The 19534-nt window shown below is 43.5% G+C and carries 19 protein-coding genes and 2 riboswitches; all 19 genes read right to left on the bottom strand.

All coding sequences use genetic code 11. The features are described from left to right. Window positions 1-504: 504 nt before the first annotated feature. A complete protein-coding gene (gene sufB, locus J7I80_RS13875; protein ID WP_079507085.1) occupies window positions 505-1902 on the bottom strand; it encodes a Fe-S cluster assembly protein SufB in 1398 nt (465 codons plus the stop codon). A gap of 113 nt (window positions 1903-2015) precedes the next feature. Next, window positions 2016-2462 (bottom strand): Fe-S cluster assembly sulfur transfer protein SufU, encoded by a 447-nt coding sequence (sufU, locus tag J7I80_RS13870; RefSeq protein WP_192470132.1) that lies wholly within the window; start codon window positions 2460-2462, stop codon window positions 2016-2018. Next, on the bottom strand, window positions 2452-3681 hold the full coding sequence (locus J7I80_RS13865) for a cysteine desulfurase (protein ID WP_214738940.1): 1230 nt from the start codon (window positions 3679-3681) through the stop codon (window positions 2452-2454). The genes sufU and J7I80_RS13865 overlap by 11 nt, the downstream gene beginning before the upstream one ends. Next, complete coding sequence (sufD, locus tag J7I80_RS13860; RefSeq protein WP_214738939.1) at window positions 3681-4988, bottom strand: Fe-S cluster assembly protein SufD; 1308 nt, start codon at window positions 4986-4988, stop codon at window positions 3681-3683. Before sufD ends, J7I80_RS13865 begins: the two co-directional genes overlap by 1 nt. A gap of 18 nt (window positions 4989-5006) precedes the next feature. Beyond that, complete coding sequence (gene sufC, locus J7I80_RS13855) at window positions 5007-5792, bottom strand: Fe-S cluster assembly ATPase SufC (protein WP_041966111.1); 786 nt, start codon at window positions 5790-5792, stop codon at window positions 5007-5009. Window positions 5793-7372: 1580 nt separating this feature from the next. Next, on the bottom strand, window positions 7373-7513 hold the full coding sequence (locus J7I80_RS13850) for a YuzK family famiily protein (RefSeq protein ID WP_167833588.1): 141 nt from the start codon (window positions 7511-7513) through the stop codon (window positions 7373-7375). Between the two features lie 276 nt (window positions 7514-7789). Next, complete coding sequence (locus J7I80_RS13845; RefSeq protein ID WP_214738938.1) at window positions 7790-8161, bottom strand: carboxymuconolactone decarboxylase family protein; 372 nt, start codon at window positions 8159-8161, stop codon at window positions 7790-7792. A 104-nt stretch (window positions 8162-8265) separates the two neighbouring features. Next, window positions 8266-9105: a MetQ/NlpA family ABC transporter substrate-binding protein gene (locus tag J7I80_RS13840; RefSeq protein WP_214738937.1), complete on the bottom strand. Its 840-nt coding sequence runs from the start codon at window positions 9103-9105 to the stop codon at window positions 8266-8268. Between the two features lie 14 nt (window positions 9106-9119). Then, entirely contained in the window at window positions 9120-9788 is a 669-nt protein-coding gene (locus J7I80_RS13835; RefSeq protein ID WP_214738936.1) for a methionine ABC transporter permease, read from the bottom strand. Then, complete coding sequence (locus J7I80_RS13830) at window positions 9781-10806, bottom strand: methionine ABC transporter ATP-binding protein (RefSeq protein ID WP_214738935.1); 1026 nt, start codon at window positions 10804-10806, stop codon at window positions 9781-9783. Before J7I80_RS13830 ends, J7I80_RS13835 begins: the two co-directional genes overlap by 8 nt. Window positions 10807-11093: 287 nt before the next feature. Next, window positions 11094-11207: riboswitch (SAM riboswitch) on the bottom strand. Window positions 11208-11318: 111 nt separating this feature from the next. Continuing rightward, window positions 11319-12635 carry an O-acetylhomoserine aminocarboxypropyltransferase/cysteine synthase family protein gene (locus tag J7I80_RS13825; RefSeq protein ID WP_214738934.1) on the bottom strand — a complete coding sequence of 439 codons (1317 nt, stop codon included), beginning with the start codon at window positions 12633-12635 and terminating at the stop codon, window positions 11319-11321. Between the two features lie 77 nt (window positions 12636-12712). After that, a riboswitch (SAM riboswitch) is annotated at window positions 12713-12815 on the bottom strand. Window positions 12816-12901: 86 nt separating this feature from the next. Beyond that, window positions 12902-13240, bottom strand: coding sequence for a hypothetical protein (locus J7I80_RS13820; protein WP_214738933.1), 339 nt, complete (start codon window positions 13238-13240; stop codon window positions 12902-12904). Between the two features lie 184 nt (window positions 13241-13424). Beyond that, window positions 13425-14690, bottom strand: a complete 1266-nt coding sequence (locus J7I80_RS13815) for an MFS transporter (protein WP_214738932.1) — start codon at window positions 14688-14690, stop codon at window positions 13425-13427. Between the two features lie 207 nt (window positions 14691-14897). Then, window positions 14898-15206, bottom strand: coding sequence for a thioredoxin family protein (locus tag J7I80_RS13810; RefSeq protein ID WP_214738931.1), 309 nt, complete (start codon window positions 15204-15206; stop codon window positions 14898-14900). 6 nt (window positions 15207-15212) lie between these two features. Then, window positions 15213-15569, bottom strand: coding sequence for a toprim domain-containing protein (locus tag J7I80_RS13805; RefSeq protein WP_214738930.1), 357 nt, complete (start codon window positions 15567-15569; stop codon window positions 15213-15215). A 398-nt stretch (window positions 15570-15967) separates the two neighbouring features. Continuing rightward, window positions 15968-16207, bottom strand: coding sequence for a YusG family protein (locus J7I80_RS13800; protein WP_214738929.1), 240 nt, complete (start codon window positions 16205-16207; stop codon window positions 15968-15970). A gap of 326 nt (window positions 16208-16533) precedes the next feature. Further along, a complete protein-coding gene (gcvH, locus tag J7I80_RS13795; RefSeq protein ID WP_214738928.1) occupies window positions 16534-16914 on the bottom strand; it encodes a glycine cleavage system protein GcvH in 381 nt (126 codons plus the stop codon). 53 nt (window positions 16915-16967) lie between these two features. Next, window positions 16968-17324, bottom strand: coding sequence for an arsenate reductase family protein (locus J7I80_RS13790; protein ID WP_214738927.1), 357 nt, complete (start codon window positions 17322-17324; stop codon window positions 16968-16970). Window positions 17325-17549: 225 nt separating this feature from the next. Further along, window positions 17550-19334 carry an acyl-CoA dehydrogenase family protein gene (locus tag J7I80_RS13785; RefSeq protein WP_102264237.1) on the bottom strand — a complete coding sequence of 595 codons (1785 nt, stop codon included), beginning with the start codon at window positions 19332-19334 and terminating at the stop codon, window positions 17550-17552. Window positions 19335-19534: the final 200 nt, after the last annotated feature.

Genomic DNA, 19534 nt, shown 5'->3' with positions numbered 1-19534 from the left:
CCATTTTAGTTTCATGATAGCATATTTCCCCACAATTGAAATGGAGAAACAACCTGGGTTCCGCCATTAAAGGGAATATTGCATTTTGCTTTCGATTAATTGCAGATGATATTGAACGTCCGATTGCATTTTTATTAAAAAATCGCATGAATTGCATGAAAATCGAATTGATTGCACTAAAAGTTGAATTTACTGCACTTTGAATCGCATTAAAATATATCGAAATTGCAATGTTTTCCATATTATGTGATAATCCACAGCTTAATTTTATATGAATTCCGAGCTGGGAAAATTATCCTACTAATCAAAGAGCTTAATCTCCCAAACTTATCGCATAATTATCCCGTTCTATTCAATAATTGCCCACTAATCATCAATAATCTCCCAAAAGTCGGCCTTAATCATGCCGTCTTCCTAATTTTGCAAAAATATACCTGAATCCAGCTGAAAAAAATGATAAAAAATCCACCTGCCATAAGCAGGTGGATTCTGTAACTATCATTATTAACCGATTGAACCTTCCATTTCGAACTTGATCAGGCGGTTCATTTCGACTGCGTATTCCATTGGCAATTCTTTTGTGAATGGCTCGATGAAACCCATTACGATCATTTCTGTTGCTTCTTCTTCGGAGACTCCGCGGCTCATCAGGTAGAACAATTGCTCTTCTGATACCTTAGAAACCTTCGCTTCGTGCTCAAGAGAAATGTTGTCGTTCAGGATTTCATTGTATGGAATCGTGTCTGAAGTAGACTTGTTATCCATAATCAGCGTATCGCACTCAATGTTAGAGCGGGCACCGTCAGCTTTGCGTCCGAAGTGGACGATACCGCGGTATGTTACTTTTCCGCCCTGCTTAGAGATTGATTTTGATACGATGGTTGATGATGTGTTTGGCGCAAGGTGGATCATTTTCGCACCTGCATCCTGGTGCTGGCCTTTACCAGCGATTGCGATTGATAATGTCATACCGCGTGCGCCTTCACCCTTAAGGATGACTGCCGGGTATTTCATTGTCAGCTTGGAACCGATGTTGCCATCGATCCATTCCATTGTCGCGTTCGCTTCACAAACCGCACGCTTTGTTACAAGGTTGAAGACGTTGTTTGCCCAGTTCTGGATTGTTGTGTAACGGCAATACGCGTCTTTTTTGATGATAATTTCAACGACCGCACTGTGAAGAGAGTTCGTTGTGTAAACAGGAGCTGTACATCCTTCAACATAGTGTACGTGCGCGCCTTCATCAACGATGATTAGTGTACGCTCGAACTGTCCCATGTTTTCAGAGTTGATGCGGAAGTACGCCTGGAGCGGAGTATCCACTTTGATGCCCTTTGGAACATAGATGAAAGATCCGCCAGACCAGACCGCAGAGTTTAATGCTGAAAACTTGTTGTCTGTTGGAGGGATGACTTTTCCGAAATGCTCACGGAAAATGTCTTCATTTTCTTTCAAAGCAGAATCTGTGTCTTTGAAGACGATTCCAAGCTCTTCAAGCTCTTCCTTCATGTTGTGGTATACAACCTCTGATTCGTATTGCGCAGAAACACCTGCAAGGTACTTTTGCTCAGCTTCAGGAATCCCAAGCTTATCGAATGTCGCCTTGATTTCATCAGGAACTTCATCCCATGATTTTTCAGAGCGCTCAGAAGGTTTTACATAATAAGTGATTTCATCAAAGTTCAATGAAGCCATGTCGCCGCCCCATTGAGGCATTGGCATATTGTAGAAGTGCTCCAATGATTTTAAACGGAAGTCCAGCATCCACTGGGGCTCTTCCTTCATTTTTGAAATTTCTTCAACGATTTCACGCGTCAAACCGCGCTTAGACCGGAAGATGGAAACGTCTTTATCGGAAAATCCGTATTTATAATCACCGATCTCTGGCATTTTTTTAGCCATCGTCGAATTCCTCCATTCTTAAAGCAAGGAAACCAGGTTTCCTGCTTTGTAGTTGTTCGCTGCAGGCCAATCCCCCGCAGCCCTTTCGGAAAAAATCATCAGGTGATGATTTCTTATTGGCTGTCTTCCTCTTCCTTCAGGCCTTTCTCCATTGCCTTCCATGCAAGAGTAGCACATTTGATCCTTGCAGGGAATTTCGCCACACCTTGCAGTGCTTCGATATCCCCGAGGTCCAGATCATCCTCTTCATAATCTTTTCCCTGCATGATGTCAGAGAAAACCGTTGAAAGCTTTAAAGCTTCCTCGATGGGTCTTCCTTTGACCGCCTGCGTCATCATTGAAGCAGAGGACATGGAAATCGAGCAGCCTTCCCCTTCAAATTTCGCGTCCGCTACTTTGCCGTCTTCGACTTTCATCGTCAACTGGATGCGGTCGCCGCATGTTGGGTTGTTCATATTGACTGTCAGGCTGCCTTCTTCCAAAACACCTTTATTGCGAGGGTTCTTATAGTGATCCATAATAACTTGACGATAAAGGTTATCTAAATTATTAAAAGACATCGCTGAAATACTCCTTTGTTTTGACAAGTCCGGCTACGAGCTTGTCAATATCTTCTTCTGTGTTGTACAGGTAGAAGCTTGCACGTGCTGTCGCGGACGCCTTCAGCCACTTCATCAAAGGCTGTGCACAATGGTGTCCAGCGCGGACGGCGATTCCTTCAGCATCTAATACAGTTGCCACATCATGTGGATGCACATCATCAATATTGAAAGTTACGAGTCCAGCACGCTTGCCGGCTTCCTTCGGTCCATAGATGGTCATGCCTTCGATTTCAGACATTTTATCCATGGCATAAGCCGCAAGTGCGTGTTCATGCTTTTCGATATTGTCGAGCCCGATCTCGTTCAGGAAGTCGATTGCGGCACCGAGACCAATCGCACCAGCAATGATCGGTGTTCCGCCTTCAAATTTCCACGGCAGCTCTTTCCATGTTGATTCGTAAAGACCTACGAAATCAATCATTTCGCCGCCAAACTCAACCGGCTCCATTTTTTCAAGAAGTGCCTTCTTGCCATATAATACGCCGATACCGGTCGGCCCGCACATCTTATGTCCGGAAAAAGCGAGAAAATCGCAGTTTAGGTCCTGAACATCAATCTTCATATGCGGAGCGCTTTGGGCGCCATCGACAACCATGATTGCACCATTCTGGTGTGCTATCTCGGCAATCTCCTTGATCGGGTTCATGACACCAAGTACATTGGAAACCTGCATGATGGAGACGATTTTCGTATTCTCTGTCACGATTTCTCTGACAGTATCAAGTGAAATCGTGCCATCCTCCTGCAAGTCGATATATTTCAAAGTTGCGCCCGTTTGTTTTGCCACCTGCTGCCAAGGGATAATATTGCTGTGATGCTCCATGTAGGAGATGACAATTTCATCGCCCTCTTTTAGATTATCACGGCCATAACTAGCAGCTACCGTGTTGATTGCAGTCGTGGTACCACGGGTGAAAATGATTTCTTCGATTGATTTTGCGTTAATGAACTTTCGGACTTTTTCCCTTGATCCTTCGTACCCATCAGTGGCTCTTGTTCCAAGAGTGTGCACACCGCGATGGACGTTGGAGTTGTATTCGCGATAATATTTGTCCAGTGCTTCGATAACCTGCACCGGCTTCTGTGATGTTGCCGCACTGTCCAGATAGACTAGCGGGCTGCCATTGACTTCCTGATTTAAAATCGGAAATAATTCACGAATTTCGCGGGAGTTCATTATTTAACTTTCCTTTCGATTACCTCAACCAACTGCTTCTTAACTCCCTCAATCGGAAGCTCATTTACAACTGGTGCAAGGAATCCGTGGATGACAAGGCGTTCTGCCTCATGCTTCGGAATACCGCGGCTCATCAAGTAGTAAAGCTGCAATGGATCAACGCGTCCAACAGAAGCAGCGTGGCCAGCAGTTACATCATCTTCATCGATCAGAAGAATTGGGTTCGCGTCTCCACGTGCTTTTTCGCTAAGCATAAGAACGCGTGATTCCTGTTCTGCATTTGACTTGGAAGCCCCGTGCTCGATTTTTCCAATTCCGTTGAAAATTGAAGTTGCGCTATCCTTCACAACACCGTGCTTCAGGATGTAGCCTTCAGAATTTTTACCAAAATGGATGATGCTGGTTGTGAAGTTCTGTGTTTGCTCTCCACGTCCGACAACAACAGTCTTAGTGTCGCCGTAAGAACCATCACCAACCAGGTTGGTTACATTGTCAGAAATTGTGTTTCCGTCGTTCATCATGCCAAGAGCCCACTCGATACGAGCATCTCTTCCGGCATGGCCGCGGCGGTTCACATAAGTTGTAACGCCTTCAGCCAATGTATCAACCGCACCGTATTGGATTTTCGCGTTTTGGCCTGCGATCGCTTCAGTTACGATATTTACCAATCCGTTCACTTTGCCAGTTGTTGAGATATAGTTCTCGACATAAGTCACAGAAGAGTTGTCTTCAGCAACGACAAGCACGTGGTTGAAAAGGTTCGCTTCTGCATCATCATGCAGGAAGATTGCCTGGATTGGGTTGTTCAGCTGAACGTTTTTAGGAACATAAAGGAATGCTCCGCCATTCATGAAAGCTGTGTGAAGAGCCGTCAAGCGGTGCTCGTCATTTTTAACAGCCGTCATGAAATATTTCTTCAGCAGGTCGCTGTATTCGCGTGCCGCTGTGAAAATATCTGTGAAAATAACACCCTGCTCCTGCATTTCCTTTGAAAGCTGCAGGTATGCAGGCTTATTGTTTCGCTGCACATAAAGGCTATTTTGCTTCGCTTCCTGGTCTACTAATACTTTAACATCCTCAGGAAGTTCGTCGATGGATGAAAAAACATCGCTTTTCACAAGCAGTTTTTCAAACTGAGTGAAATTCCACTTGTCAATTTTCGTTTTATCCGGTCTTGGCATGGAAAGATCTTCAGCTTTCGCAAGTGATTGTACACGAAGCTCTGTCAGCCATTCCGGTTCATTCATTTCTTTTGAGAAGGAAGTAATGTACTCCTGGTCAAAAGCCCATTTCGTTTCCGTAGTCATTATAAATCCCCCCAACGCTTAAGCTTCTTGCCCAACTGTTTCGTCTTCGATGCCCAGTTCTTTCTTAATCCAGTCGTATCCTTCTGCTTCTAAGCGCTGTGCAAGTTCTGGTCCACCAGACTTCACAATACGGCCCTGCATCATAACGTGAACATAGTCAGGAGTGATGTAGTCAAGAAGGCGCTGGTAGTGAGTGATAATCAAGCAGCCGAAATCTTCGCCGCGCATTTGGTTAATTCCTTTAGAAACAACCTTCAATGCGTCGATATCAAGTCCTGAATCAATTTCATCAAGGATTGCGATTTTTGGTTCAAGCATCATCAATTGAAGGATCTCGTTACGCTTCTTCTCACCGCCGGAGAAACCTTCGTTTAAGTAACGCTGTGCCATATCAAGGTCCATTTCAAGGAATTCCATTTGCTTATCCATCTTGCGGATGAACTTCATAAGAGAAATTTCATTTCCTTCGCCAAGACGGCTGTTCAATGCAGAACGCAAGAAGTCAGCATTCGTTACACCGCTGATTTCGCTAGGATATTGCATCGCAAGGAAAAGACCAGCGCGTGCTCTTTCATCAACTTCCATTTCCAGAACATCTTCGCCATCAAGCGTAATTGTTCCATTTGTTACTTCATACTTAGGGTGTCCCATGATAGAAGAAGACAAAGTGGACTTACCAGTACCGTTTGGTCCCATGATCGCATGGATTTCTCCACCCTTAACTTCAATATCCACACCTTTTAATATCTGCTTGCCTTCAATCTCAACTTGAAGGTCCTTAATTGATAATACAGATCCTGCCATAATATTACCTCCGTCAATATAGAAAAGATTTTAAGCCGACTCTAGCCGTCAAAAGCTCTATTCTCATTTTATTCTCATTACAATCTTATAACAAATAGAAAGTGTTAGCAACACTTTAGAAGTGGAAAGAAATACAACGAACCCTGCAGATTATTGTCAAACCCCCTTCGATTTTTGGCTCATGCCGAGTGGGAAGGAAACGACCGAGCAAATTCATTTGCCCGCAGCGTTTCATTTCCACTCGGCAGCTTTTCAGCCGTGGCTGAAAAGCCAGGGAGGCGTTAGCTTCACGAAGTGAGCCAAAAATCAGCAGGAATTCCGATTTCCATTTATATCTGCAGATCGATTTTCTTGTCTTCTTTACACTTCCCCCACCCCGCCATTCAGCTCGCTGGATGGCGACATGCGACGACAAAACACAATCTCATTTTAACAGAACAAGCACTTTAAAGTCGGATATTCCGCTCATAGCTTGTACATCATTTTATTTTTCACCTTCTACTATAAAAAAATGTACTAGATAGCCTAAGCTATGTGGTATCCTGCTGGATTAATCACGGAGGCTAGGCCCGATACGAAGTTAGACCGACTTCGGACAACTTTTCACTTGGTTCCTTCAAACCGGTCTGAAGTTGCTCCTTCTTCTGACAGCTTTTCCCCTTTGGGCATCAAACCTGTCTGAAGTTCTCTCAACTTATGACAGCTATTCCCCTTTGAGCACCAAACCTGTCTAAAGTTCCCTCATCTTATGACAGCTTTTCCCCTTTGAGCACCAAAACTGTCTAAAGTTCCCTCAACTTATGACAGCTATTCCCCTTTTGGCACCAAACCTGTCTGAAGTTCCCTCATCTTATGACAGCTTTTCCCCTTTGGGCATCAAACCTGTCTGAAGTTGCTCCTTCTTTTGACAGCTTTTCCCCTTTGGGCATCAAACCTGTCTGAAGTTGCTCCTTCTTTTGACAGCTTTTCGCTCCAACAAGTCGAACCTGTCATAATTACAGCCTTTTCTTGACAGCTTTTCGTCCTTACACCTCGTACCTGTCACAATAACAGCGTTTTCTTGACAGCTTTTCAACCTTACACATCAAACCTGTCATAATAACGGCTTTTTCTTGACAGCTTTTCTCTCCTACACCTCGTACCTGTCACAATAACAGCGTTTTCTTGACAGCTTTTCATCCTTACACATCAAACCTGTCACAATAACGGCCTTTTCTTGTCAGCTTTTCATCCTTACACCTCAAACCTGTCACAATACCAGCGTTTTCTTGACAGCTTTTCATACTTACTCCTCGAACCTGTCACAATAACAGCTTGATCATGTCAGCTTTTCATCCTTACACCTCAAACCTGTCACAATACCAGCGTTTTCTTGACAGCTTTTCATACTTACTCCTCGAACCTGTCACAATAACAGCTTGATCATGACAGCTTTTCATCCTTACTCCTCGAACCTGTCACAATAACAGCTTGATCTTTAAATTCCACCTTCGTGTAACCACAGCACATAATAATAAAGAAACCAGTGTATCATTCACACTGGTTCCCAAAGAGTTTCTTCTATATATATATTCTCTCGCTTACGAGTGGACTTTTCTGTCCAGGTCTGCGACCATCCGTTGGCTTTTGATATAGTCTCTTTCGCGTTTTCTTTCGACTTCCATTCTTGCGTCATGGTTCATGCTGTATACCTCGTAACTAATTCCATGTGCTCCATGCATCGCTTTCTCCATTTCACTTGTGTAGTTCAGTTTTAGCTGACTAATAGTGAATCATCCCTTCGGTTTTTCGCTTTAATAAGCGTTTTTTTGATATTGCAATCTTAACACCTTTTATTTACCACTATCAAAGCGGTTAAAACCGTTAATTTTTGGATGTGATGGAATATGGGGTCCTGACGCGACTTCAACTCTGCCATTCTTAGAATACTGGCAATATCCTCCCAAATGAAGCCTTTCCTGTTATTTAACAGCGAAATCTGCTGCATGAAACAGCATTTACTGCTTTAAAGTATTCAGTTCGGCCATTGCTTCCTGGACTAGTGTCACGGCCTGGCTCATTGCCGCGCCGCCGCCAAATGCAGCTGTAACTCCAACCGCTTCCAAAATTTGCTCTTCAGTCGCCCCCTGATCTAGGCAGCCTTTCACATGATAAATGATGCAATATTCATCTTGTGAATACAAAGAAATCCCGAGTGCAATCAATTGCTTTTCTTTTTGCGTCAAGGTTCCTTCCTGAAAACATACTTCCGTGAATGCATTATAGTGGCTTGCAAGCTCCGGCATTTTTTGCGTGAAAACTCCCAATCCTTGCTTATATTCATGAAGAGCTGCTTCGGTTGAATTCCGGGGTTCATAGTGATGCTCCATTGTTTCCACTCCATTCTGCTTTTTTCTCGGTTAGTATGTTAATTTTCCTGGCCTGTTATGCGGCAAAAAGAAAAAGCAGGCTGCCCGCCTGCTTTTTCAAGAAGTTATTCTTTTACCGGTACGACTGCACCTTCATATTTTTCAAGGATGAAGTCCTGGATTTCTTTTGAACGAAGCACTTCAACCAATGCCTTGATTGCCGGTTTGTCAGCATCTCCTTCACGGACAGCAATTACGTTCACGTATGGAGAATCGCTTTCCTCAATCGCGATTGAGTCCTTCAATGGGTTCAATCCAGCATCAATTGCATAGTTAGAGTTGATCAACACTGCGTCGCCTTCACCATTGTTGAAGATCTGTGGAAGCAATGCTGCTTCGTATTCTGTATCAAACTTCAATTCTTTAGAGTTTTCTGCGATATCATCAATTGTAGCATTAACTTTTTCCACGCCTTCTTTAAGAGTAATCAATCCCTCTTTTTCAAGCATTGTCAAAATACGGCCATGGTCTGCTACCGAGCTGCTCATAATGATGTGCGCACCCTTTGGCAGGTCATCAAGTGTTGTATGTTCCTTGGAATATACACCGATAGGCTCAATGTGGATGCCGCCAGCATTTTCAAACTTATAGCCGTGCTCAGCCATTTGTGACTCAAGGTAAGGGATGTGCTGGAAATAGTTTGCATCCAGTTCTCCCCCATCAAGTGCCTGGTTAGGAACAACATAATCATTGAATGTCTTGATTTCCATTTCAAAACCTTTTTCTTCAAGTAAAGCTTTTGCTTCTTCCAAAATTTCTGCGTGAGGTACGTTTGAAGCCCCTACGACGATTTTTTTGCTTTCTTCCTTGCCGCCTTCGCCTGATGTGTTATCCTCGGAAGTTCCGCAAGCTGCAAGGCCTGCTGTTAAAACTAATGCTAATAGTGCTAATAACCATTTTTTCAATTCAAATCTCTCCTTTATCTCTTATCTAATTTTCTAGTGAAGTAATCACCAACAAACTGAATTAAAAACACGATGATCAAAATAATGATGGTTGCCATCAAGGTGACATCGTTCCGGCTCCTCTGGAAGCCTTCCATGTAGGCAAGGTTTCCAAGGCCGCCTGCGCCGATGACTCCGGCCATCGCAGTGTAACTGACCAGCGCGATTGCCGTCACTGTGATACCGGAAACCAGTGCTGGCATCGATTCCGGCAGCAGCACCTTCCAGATGATCGTCGTCGTCTTGGCACCCATAGACTTTGCTGCTTCAATGACTCCTTTATCTATCTCACGCAAGCCGATTTCCACCATCCTTGCGTAAAATGGAGCCGATCCAATGATCAGTGCAGGCAATGCTGCGTTTTCTCCGATCATCGACCCCACGATGATTTTTGTAAAAGGAATCAATAGGACGATTAAAATAATGAATGGGATCGACCTGAAAATATTAACGATTGCGCTCAATACTAAATTGACCGGCTGGTTTTCCCATATATTGCCCTTGGAGGTCAAAAAGAGCAGCAGTCCGAGGATTGCTCCAAGGATGAAAGTAGCCACAACGGAAATGGCACTCATGTATAGTGTCTCAACTGTCGCTTCCCACATTCGGTCCCAGTTGACATTTGGAAACAATGTCTCAGCCATTCGAAATCACCTCCACGCCGACTTCATGCTGGCCTATATACTCGATTGCCCGGGCTACTTCGCCCTCTTCACCATCAAGATGGATGAACAAGGTTCCATAAGAACCATTTTGTGTCTGCGATATTTTACCCTGGACGATATTGACCGTTATGGAAAACTCACGGATCAAGTTGGTGATCAGCGGCTGTTCAGTCCCCTCACCTACGAATGTGAGCTGGACAACGCGGCCATGTGGATAGCGCTCCAGTAAATGGTCAACAGTTTCTTTTGTTTCCTCAGGCTCTGTCACCTGCTGGACGAATCTTTTCGTAATCGGCTGCTGAGGATTTTTAAACACTTCCAAAACAGGTCCTGTTTCGACAATTTTTCCGCCTTCCATTACGGCGACACGGTGGCAGATCTTCCTGATAACATGCATTTCGTGAGTGATCAGGACGATTGTAAGGCCGAGCCTTTTATTGATATCAACAAGAAGATCAAGAATCTGGTCAGTCGTCTGTGGGTCGAGCGCTGAAGTTGCTTCATCCCCAAGAAGTACCTTAGGGTTATTGGCAAGCGCCCTGGCGATTCCGACCCTCTGCTTTTGTCCGCCACTTAACTGGGAAGGATAGGCATCCCCTCGGCCCTCAAGGCCTACAAGTGTGATCAATTCTTTTACCCGTTTCTCTCTCTCAGCACTTGGAACTCCAGCAATTTCAAGCGGGAACGCAATATTCTCTGTCACTGTTCTTGACCAGAGCAGGTTGAAATGCTGGAAAATCATGCTGATTTCCTGGCGGGCCTTGCGCAGTTCCGCTCCCTTAATCCTGGAAACTTCCCTGCCGGCTACCACTACAGAACCTGAAGTCGGGATCTCCAGCCCATTCAGCATGCGGATCAAAGTACTTTTTCCGGCACCACTATAACCGATGACTCCATAGATTTCGCCTTCCTTGACTTCAAGGTTGACATCGTCGACTGCCTTAACCTCCCCCTTGTTGGAAGGATAAATCTTTCTGGCATTCTTTATCGTAATCAATTGACTCCCCCTCTTTGCAACCGAGTATTCCATACTTATTAAAACCGTTTAATTTCCCTAAAAATAAGAAGGTTATCAATCTAGTTTCCCATTCCCTAACCAAAAAAATTCAAACTCAGTAACATTGGGCGATGGGCTCTTATCCTAAACGGGAAATTTGTGCTCTTGTGATAAAATCTTTTCGGACAAGCTTTTTAGCTATAACTTTTTAAGCATTTACTCGAAAAGAACAAAATAAAAGCCTTCCTGCAAGTGAGCAGAAAGGCATAATAATAGTGGATTCCTTTCTCTCATCTGCCAAAGCGATTCGCTTTGTGTGAATTGGCACCATTTCATTAGCAAAGCTTAATGACGGTTGCCGGGCTTCATAGGGCACTTCCCTCCACCTCTCTTGATAAGAGCACGCTATTAAATTATCTAATCGGTTTTAAGTTACGAGTGTGATTGTAGCACGGAGTAAAAAAGAGTGTCAATAAAATTATTTTCAAATATTTTCTGGAAGGTTATGGATTTCAAATCCCAGCCGGTACTCCAGGTACACCGGTCGCTTTTTCGATCGCTTGCTCCAGGTCCTCAACGATATCATCCACATTTTCAATCCCGACGGAAAGGCGGATTAAATCCTCAGGAACCCCAGCTGCTTTAAGTCCTTCTGAGTCCAACTGCTGATGGGTTGTGCTTGCAGGATGGATGATCAGGCTTTTAGCATCGCCGACGTTCGCGACATGGGACCATAATTCTAATGAGTTGATCAGCTTTGCTCCTGCTTCCCTGCCACCTTCAATTCCAAAAATGACTACTGCACCGGCTCCCTTTGGAAGATATCGATCTGCCAGTTCTTTGTCAGGATGCGATTCATGACCAGGATAGCTGACCCATGTAACAGCAGGATGCGACTCAAGGTAGTCAACAATTTTTCGCGTATTGGCGATATGCTCCTTCATGCGGACATGCAGAGTTTCTATGCCAAGATTGAATTGAAACGCACTCTGCGGACTGATTGCTGGTCCAAGGTCACGCAAAAGCTGTACTCTTGCCTTTACGATATAGGCGGCAGCTCCGATTGCTTCACTGTAGACAATGTTATGGTAGCTGGTGTCCGGCTCATTGAAGCCTGGGAATTTAGGAGACTTCCAATCAAAGTTTCCTCCATCCACAATAATCCCGCCCATTACTGTACCATTTCCTAATAGCCACTTGGTTGCCGAGTGGACGACGATATCTGCGCCGTGTTCAATTGGCCGGCATAGATATGGTGTTGCAAATGTGTTATCGATGATCAGCGGAACACCTGCTTCGTGAGCAACTTCAGCCACAGCTTCAATATCCAGAACCCTGAGACTTGGATTGCCGATTGTTTCTGCATAGACTGCTTTGGTTTTTGGAGTGATGGCTTTTCGGAAATTTTCAGGATCACCAGAATCAACTAAGTGAACTTTTATTCCATACTTCGGAAGGGTCACAGCAAATAGATTGTAAGTACCTCCATATAGATTAGAAGCAGCGACAATTTCATCGCCTGCATGAGCAATGTTCAGGATGGCCATCGTGATGGCAGACATCCCGCTTGATAAAGCAAGCGCGCCTACACCGCCTTCAAGCAAAGCCACTTTTTCTTCCAGGGCAGTAACAGTCGGATTATGTATCCTTGAGTAAATATAACCCGGTTCTTTAAGTGCAAATAAATCTGCTGCATGTTCTGTGTTTTCAAATTGGAATGCATTGCTCGAATAAATCGGTACTGCCCTTGCTCCGGTCACCGGGTCTGGTGACTGGCCGCCGTGTACCCCCAGCGTTTCAATCCTGTAACTCTTTTGCTCATTAGTCATCTCCATCTCTCCAATCTAAATAATTTATCTAAAAAAACAAAAACCCTCTTCCTAAGAAGAGGGTCATTTATCATCTCTCCTTATCTTTTCAGAGCAAAAACTCTGCTGGAATTAGCACCGTGTTTCACAACCGGTTGCCGGGCTTCATGGGGCCAGTCCCTCCGCCTCTCTGGATAAGAATATTCAATTTCGTTTTTACTGCGTTAAAGTGATAATATCACGTCACAATTTACCAGTCAATATATTTAGACTATTCAGATATAAATTTATACAGGAAGGGGTCTTGCAAGATAAAATAACGATTCCAGAACCAATTGGGCGCGAAAAGGACAATCCGTTGTAAAATAATTCTTCTTTATCCCCTGAAGCAGTTTAAGATTCCCATCAAATAAATCCTCAAAATACGCAAACCTGCCAGAGATCGTTGCAGTATTTCCCCTATCAATACAGGGATCACAGCAGGCAACCCTGCCATCCTTAAAAGACACGCAGTATGTGTTATCCTCTGCTACTATTTTTAAGATTAAATCCAATTTTTTTACTAGCGGCAGAATATGCTCTTTGTTGGGAATCCCATTCACAAACCTGTCTATTCGTTCTTGCATTCCGATCAACTCCCTCATATTAAATATTCCTTGTAATAAGGGAAAAAACCTGTTGGAATCCTTCGACAAATAATTCGATGAAAATTGAATTTACATCGTGATTAAAGTAAAAAAAGACAATACCGTGTGATATTTCGGCATCGTCTTTCATTTCCCGAGAAATAAATCCAAAGAAATACAGTAATCAAGCTGTTTTTGTATTCACTATGCCGGATTTTGGCTTATCCATCGTTTTGAAGACTACGAAGAAATAAGTGGATCCAACTAAATACAGACCAGCAGTGATAGTAAATACTGTTGCATATCCCCAATAGGAACCGTATTTCAAGACGATTCCAGTCGATACCGGCCCCATAACAGCCCACCCGAGATTAAACACCATTTGATTCACAGAGTTGGCCAAACCCTTCATGGAATCATCAACCTTCGACATCATTAACGACATCTGGATTGGATTACCCGCGTTCATTAGTGCCTGACGGAATAAAAAGCCTAGAGCTGCCAGCCAAAAATTCTGGGTGTACGCTGTCAGCAGCAAAAACGGCAAAGAAAGCATCTGTAAAACAACTACCGCTCTTACTTCCCCAAGTCTGCGCACGACCATAGGCCCGATGATCATCGCTACGGCAGTTGCTCCCTGCCCAAGTGAAATGACCAGGCCAATCATTGAATTGGAAGCCATGAACCGATCCGCAAAATAGAGGTTCAAATATGGAATGACCAATCCAGCTCCAAAACCTATCATCAATTGAGCTACTGCAAACAGCAGTATGATTTTAAAGCTGGCCTTATGAGGGATGGTTTTAGATTTTTCTTTTATATCGCCTGCCGATATGCGGGCTGGCCGATTTTCATTCAGCCTCATAATCGGAATCAGGGCAGCCATAAACAAGAACGAACCAATCATCAATGTATATCTGATACTTTCAAGTCCTGGTACCATCATGCTGAATAAGTCTGTGAGGATTCCACCCAAAAGACTTCCTATTACGTTGGCACCCGTCATCACCGCAAAGTGAATACTGAATAAATGTACGCGTTGTTCAGGTTTCGAATTCTCCGCCAGCCACGGAATAATGGACACCTGGATAAATGCGGAAGCAAGGCCTGTTCCAAACGCAAAAAGAATTAATAAGGACTGACTTTCTACGATACTCCGGCTGAATAAGATCAGTCCTGTCGCGATGGCTCCATACAGCATCAATTTTTTTCTGCCTGCTTTATCACTGAGAATGCCTGCAGGGATAAGAATAAGAGCAGTTGCCAGCGAGGTCATGGCTATGACCTTGCCGTTTACAAGCTCATTATAGCCTAACTCCCTGATGTAAAAATTATAGATGACCATGAAAATTCCAAGGCCAATCTGGGTCAATATGTTCGCAATGAAGGTAAGTCGTATATTTCGATTATAAGTTTTAATTTGTGCCGCCCATTCCTGGTATAGAGCCATTATGTTTCGCCCCTCAATTATTTCGCTAATCTAAATATAATATTTATGGAACGATATGTAAATCTCTTTTGGAGATTCATTTTAATTAGGAAAGTATCTATTCAACGGGGAGGTCTCTCTTCTATCCGGGAATATCATCTTTTATAGGTAAAAACAAACCCCATAGCTGAAATGGGCAAAAAAAAAACGGCAAAGCCGCTTTTTACATCAATTTAATCCTTTAAGTTTTTCATAAAGATAAGGAACAGATTGAAAGGCGTAAATCTTTTCTAGCACCTCTCCCTTGTTCAACAGAATCAGACACGGGACACTTTCAATCTCAAATCGTTCCGCCATCTCAGGCAGATAATTCAAGTCTGCTTTGCCTGAAGGAATTTCCGGCAGCAGCTGATCGATGACAGTGAGCATCTTTCCTGCTACCTGGCAGGTGCCACACATTGGTGTGTAAAAATATAGGTAACCTGTTCTTTTTTCCTCCAGGAAGGTTTCCATCTCTGATTTAGTCCATTCTTCCATCTACAGTCATCCTTTTTCTAAATACTCTGCATGAACATCGATATTTGCTCCAATTAAAACTGTAGCAAGGTGATTTTCCGGGGCCGTCGCAACTTCCCTGTACATCCTGTCAATATACAAATGGTTGGCCTCAGGAAATTCCCTTTTAAATTGCTTTCTCAATTTTTCCCCTGACGCATCCGCATCCACGAGGATATATACATCTTTATCGAAAAGGGAATCAATCAGTTCATCAAGCTTCGAAACACCAATAGTCCCATTCGTACAAATAATTTCGACCGGTTCATTAAGCACGGTTTGAACTTTCTTTTTGTCTGACGAACCCTCTACTATGATCACCTTGTGATTTTCGTCCATCGCCATAACCACCTATGCACCAGAGATAATTAACTTACAATATTATAAACATGAATATTGAATTTGTGCTGTTATGTTCATAATTCTATTGTCACTGTTTTTAAAGGAGATTGCAAAAATTTAGACTAGCCAGTTGTACGGCATTTTCGGGGTATTGACTCTTCATATGTGACCTTTTTCATGAGCCAGCCTCATTTTAGGCTTATAGAATCATTCTATGTAACCTTTTTTATGATTTAGACTCGTTTTGGACTTATAGGATCATTCTATATAAGCTTTTTCGTTATTTTCATAATCTAGCCTGATTTTAGGCTTATAGTATTTTTATTCTTAACCGATGCATTGCCGATATTTGGTGAACATAGAGAAAAACAGCGGCATGGCTGGCCGCTGTTCTGATTTATCTAACACCAGCCGCCTTCATCACAATCAGTATACCGAGGTTCTGATTGATCCGGCACTGATACATGCTGGTAAATTTTATTCTGTTCTGCCTCATAGTGATGCTCTAACTTCATCTGCATCCCTTCTGGAAGCTCTATGGATCCAATGTGTTCGTTTTCCAGGTAAAGCTGTACCTGTCCGTTTTCAAGCTTTCCTGTCACTCTGTCCGTTATATCAAGCTTTTGTTTGTTCAATGTCATGAGTATCACCCTTCTTCGATAGTTGATTAGTTTTAGCTTGTCCGAATTCAGGCAATGAATTGATGGAAAAATGAAGGAGTTTATAAGAAAAGCGGAGGCGGCTTGTTCAGCCCCGACAAGCGTTGGGAGGGCCGACCACTGAAGTCGCTCTTTGACTTCGAAACGTCTCGAGCTGCTCAAAGCTAATGCTTTTCGCAAGATACTCGAGGAAGCACTAGCAGGGATGAAAACTGGCTAGGCGCTGGAGCTGGACAATCTTCATCGTAAAATTTCCAATAAATTATTCAAAATAGAAAACGCCTTGAATCATCAAGGCGTCAGTTAATTTATTCTTTGATCATGTTTTCGTATTGTTCAGCTGTCATAAGCTTTTCGACTTCACTGTTGTCAGATAGCTCAACAGTAATCATCCAAGCTTTTTCGTATGGTGATTCGTTAACAAATTCAGGGCTGTCATTTAATTCTTCGTTAATTTCCACTACCTTGCCGCTTACTGGTGCATAAAGCTCTGATACCGTTTTTACGGACTCTACACTTCCGAATGGCTGGTCAACAGTGATTTCGTCGCCCACTTCTGGCAGTTCGACGAATACGATGTCGCCAAGTTCAGATTGCGCGAAATCCGTGATTCCGATGCGAACCTTTTCTCCTTCTACTTTTACCCATTCGTGTTCTTCAGAATAACGCAACTCTTTCGGTGCATTCATTGACTATCCCTCCAATTGTATATCTCTATCGATTAATATCGATGGGACCAAAATTACAGCCAGGCCTTTTCAAAATCTTCCTCTTTGTAGCCCACAGTTACTTTTTCCCCGTCTGTCATCAGCGGGCGTTTGATGAGCATGCCGTCAGATGCAAGCAGTTCCAGCAGCTCACTTTTTGATGCTGTCTTGATTTTGTCTTTCATCCCCAGTTCCCGGTATTTCTGGCCGCTAGTATTGAAAAATTTCTTGATATCGAGGCCGCTTTTTTCCAGCATTTCTTCAAGCTGGGATTGGGAAGGTGGGTTTTCGACAATATGTACTTCATTATAGTTTACTTCATGCTGGTCCAACCATTTCTTGGCGTTCCTGCATGTGCCGCATTTAGGGTACCAATAAAACGTCTTTGCCATATTTTTCACCACCCTTTGCTAGTATCCCAATAATAAAACCCTCTAATCGGATAGTAACATAATAAGGCTGAAAAATACTAACATTCCGTGTTTAAATTCCCCGATATTTTAGGCATCCATTACTTTATTCTACATAATTCGAAAAATTCCTTCATGAATTAAAAAGCAGTCCAAAAAAGTAAACACTCCTCCCAGAAAACAGGAGAAGTGTTCAAGAACATTAGATTAAACGATGAATCGCTCTGCTTCGATCAGCTTTTCAGATGCTTCACGTTTCTTCGCAATGACATTGATTGGAGTATGTCTTGTGAACTTACGCAATGCAGAAGTCAACATGCGAAGCGCGTCGCCTTCTTCTGTTGCAACAAGAGTTTCTTTTGCGTCACGCTCGATTTCATTGAATGCTTCCTGGCAGAAGATTTGCGTGTAAAGAAGCTTTTGCTTGCTCTTTTCCACTCCATCTTTTGCGATTGCCTTTTCAGTACGAAGAACAGCAGATTCCATTGAATAAGCATTAGAGATGATATCCGCGATATTGACGAGGATCTCCTGCTCTTTTTCCAATGCTTTGCCGAACTTTTGTGCAGCTAATCCAGCTGCAAGCAAGCCGATTTTCTTCGCGTTTTTAACAAGGTATTTCTCCTGTGCCAATGGCTCATCGCCTGGCTCTTCAGGCATAAGCATCATGAGCTCTTCCTGCAGCTGTTGAGCTTTTTGCAATAATGGAAGTTCGCCCTTCATAGCTTTGCGCAGGAATGTTCCTGGTACTAGCAGGCGGTTGATTTCGTTTGTACCTTCGAAAATACGGTTGATCCTTGAATCACGGTAAGCTCTTTCGATTTCATACTCTTGCATGAAGCCATATCCACCGTGGATCTGTACACCTTCATCTACAACATAGTCAAGTGTTTCTGTTGCGAAGACTTTGTTCATTGAGCACTCGATTGCGTACTCAGCGATCGAGTCAGCGACTGCTTTACCATTGTTGATTTCTTCTTCAGACAACTGGTTCATTCTCTCTTCGAACAAGCCTACTGTACGGTATACAGAGCTCTCGGTTGCGTAGATTTTGGAAGCCATTGTCGCAAGCTTCTCTTTTGTAAGGTTGAATTGTGAGATAGGTGTCTTGAATTGCTGGCGCTGATTAGCATACTTTACAGTCAGACCGAATGCCTGCTTGGCACCGCCAGTTGCGCCCACTCCCAACTTATAACGTCCAATGTTCAGGATATTGAAGGCGATAAGGTGGCCTTTTCCTGCTTCGCCAAGAAGGTTCTCTACAGGAACCTGAGCATCTTCAAGAATCAATGTACGTGTAGAAGAGCTCTTGATCCCCATTTTCTTTTCTTCAGCGCCAACTGAAACTCCTGGATATTCTCTTTCAACGATGAAAGCTGTGAATTGCTCGCCGTCGATTTTAGCATAAACAACGAATACGTCAGCAAAGCCAGCGTTTGTAATCCATTGCTTTTCGCCGTTAAGCACATAGTGAGTGCCTTCAGCATTCAGCTTAGCTGTAGTCTTTGCACCTAGTGCGTCTGAACCTGAACCTGGCTCTGTAAGTGCGTAGGCTGCAAGCTTTTCGCCAGTTGCCAGTGCAGGAAGGTACTTTTGTTTTTGCTCTTCATTACCGAAAAGAACGATTGGCAATGAACCGATCCCTACGTGTGCACCGTGGGAGATGGAGAATCCGCCAGCTACTGCCATCTTCTCAGCGATCAAAGCTGAGCTGATTTTATCAAGGCTTAAACCGCCGTATTCTTCAGGAACGTCAGCTCCAAGAAGGCCGAGCTCTCCAGCTTCCTTCAATAGTTTCACCGTGCGGTCAAACTCGTGCTGCTCGATATATTCAACCTGAGGCAATACTTCGTTCGTTACGAAATCCTCAGTCGTTTTCGCGATCATTTTATGCTCATCTGTGTAATCCTCTGGAGTGAAAACATGGTCATAAGTTACATCTTCGATTAAGAAGCTTCCGCCTTTTACAAGCTTTTCTGTTTGGTTACCCATTTATTGTTCCTCCTATCCATTTTGGGGAGGGGAGTTACCCGCTCCATATTAAATAGTTATGCTTGGTGAAATTAGTCTGTTGATTTTCGTTCCAGGCGCTTCGCTTTCCGCGGGTGGCCCGGGGAGCCTCCTCGGCGCTATAAGCACCTGTGGGGTCTCCCCTGACCCATGCTCCCTCAGGAGTCTTCGCGCCTTCCACT

The sequence above is a fragment of the Bacillus sp. ISL-41 genome (assembly GCF_018613235.1).
GTDB lineage: Bacteria > Bacillota > Bacilli > Bacillales > Cytobacillaceae > Mesobacillus.
This window is presented reverse-complemented; position numbering and strand designations above follow the sequence as displayed.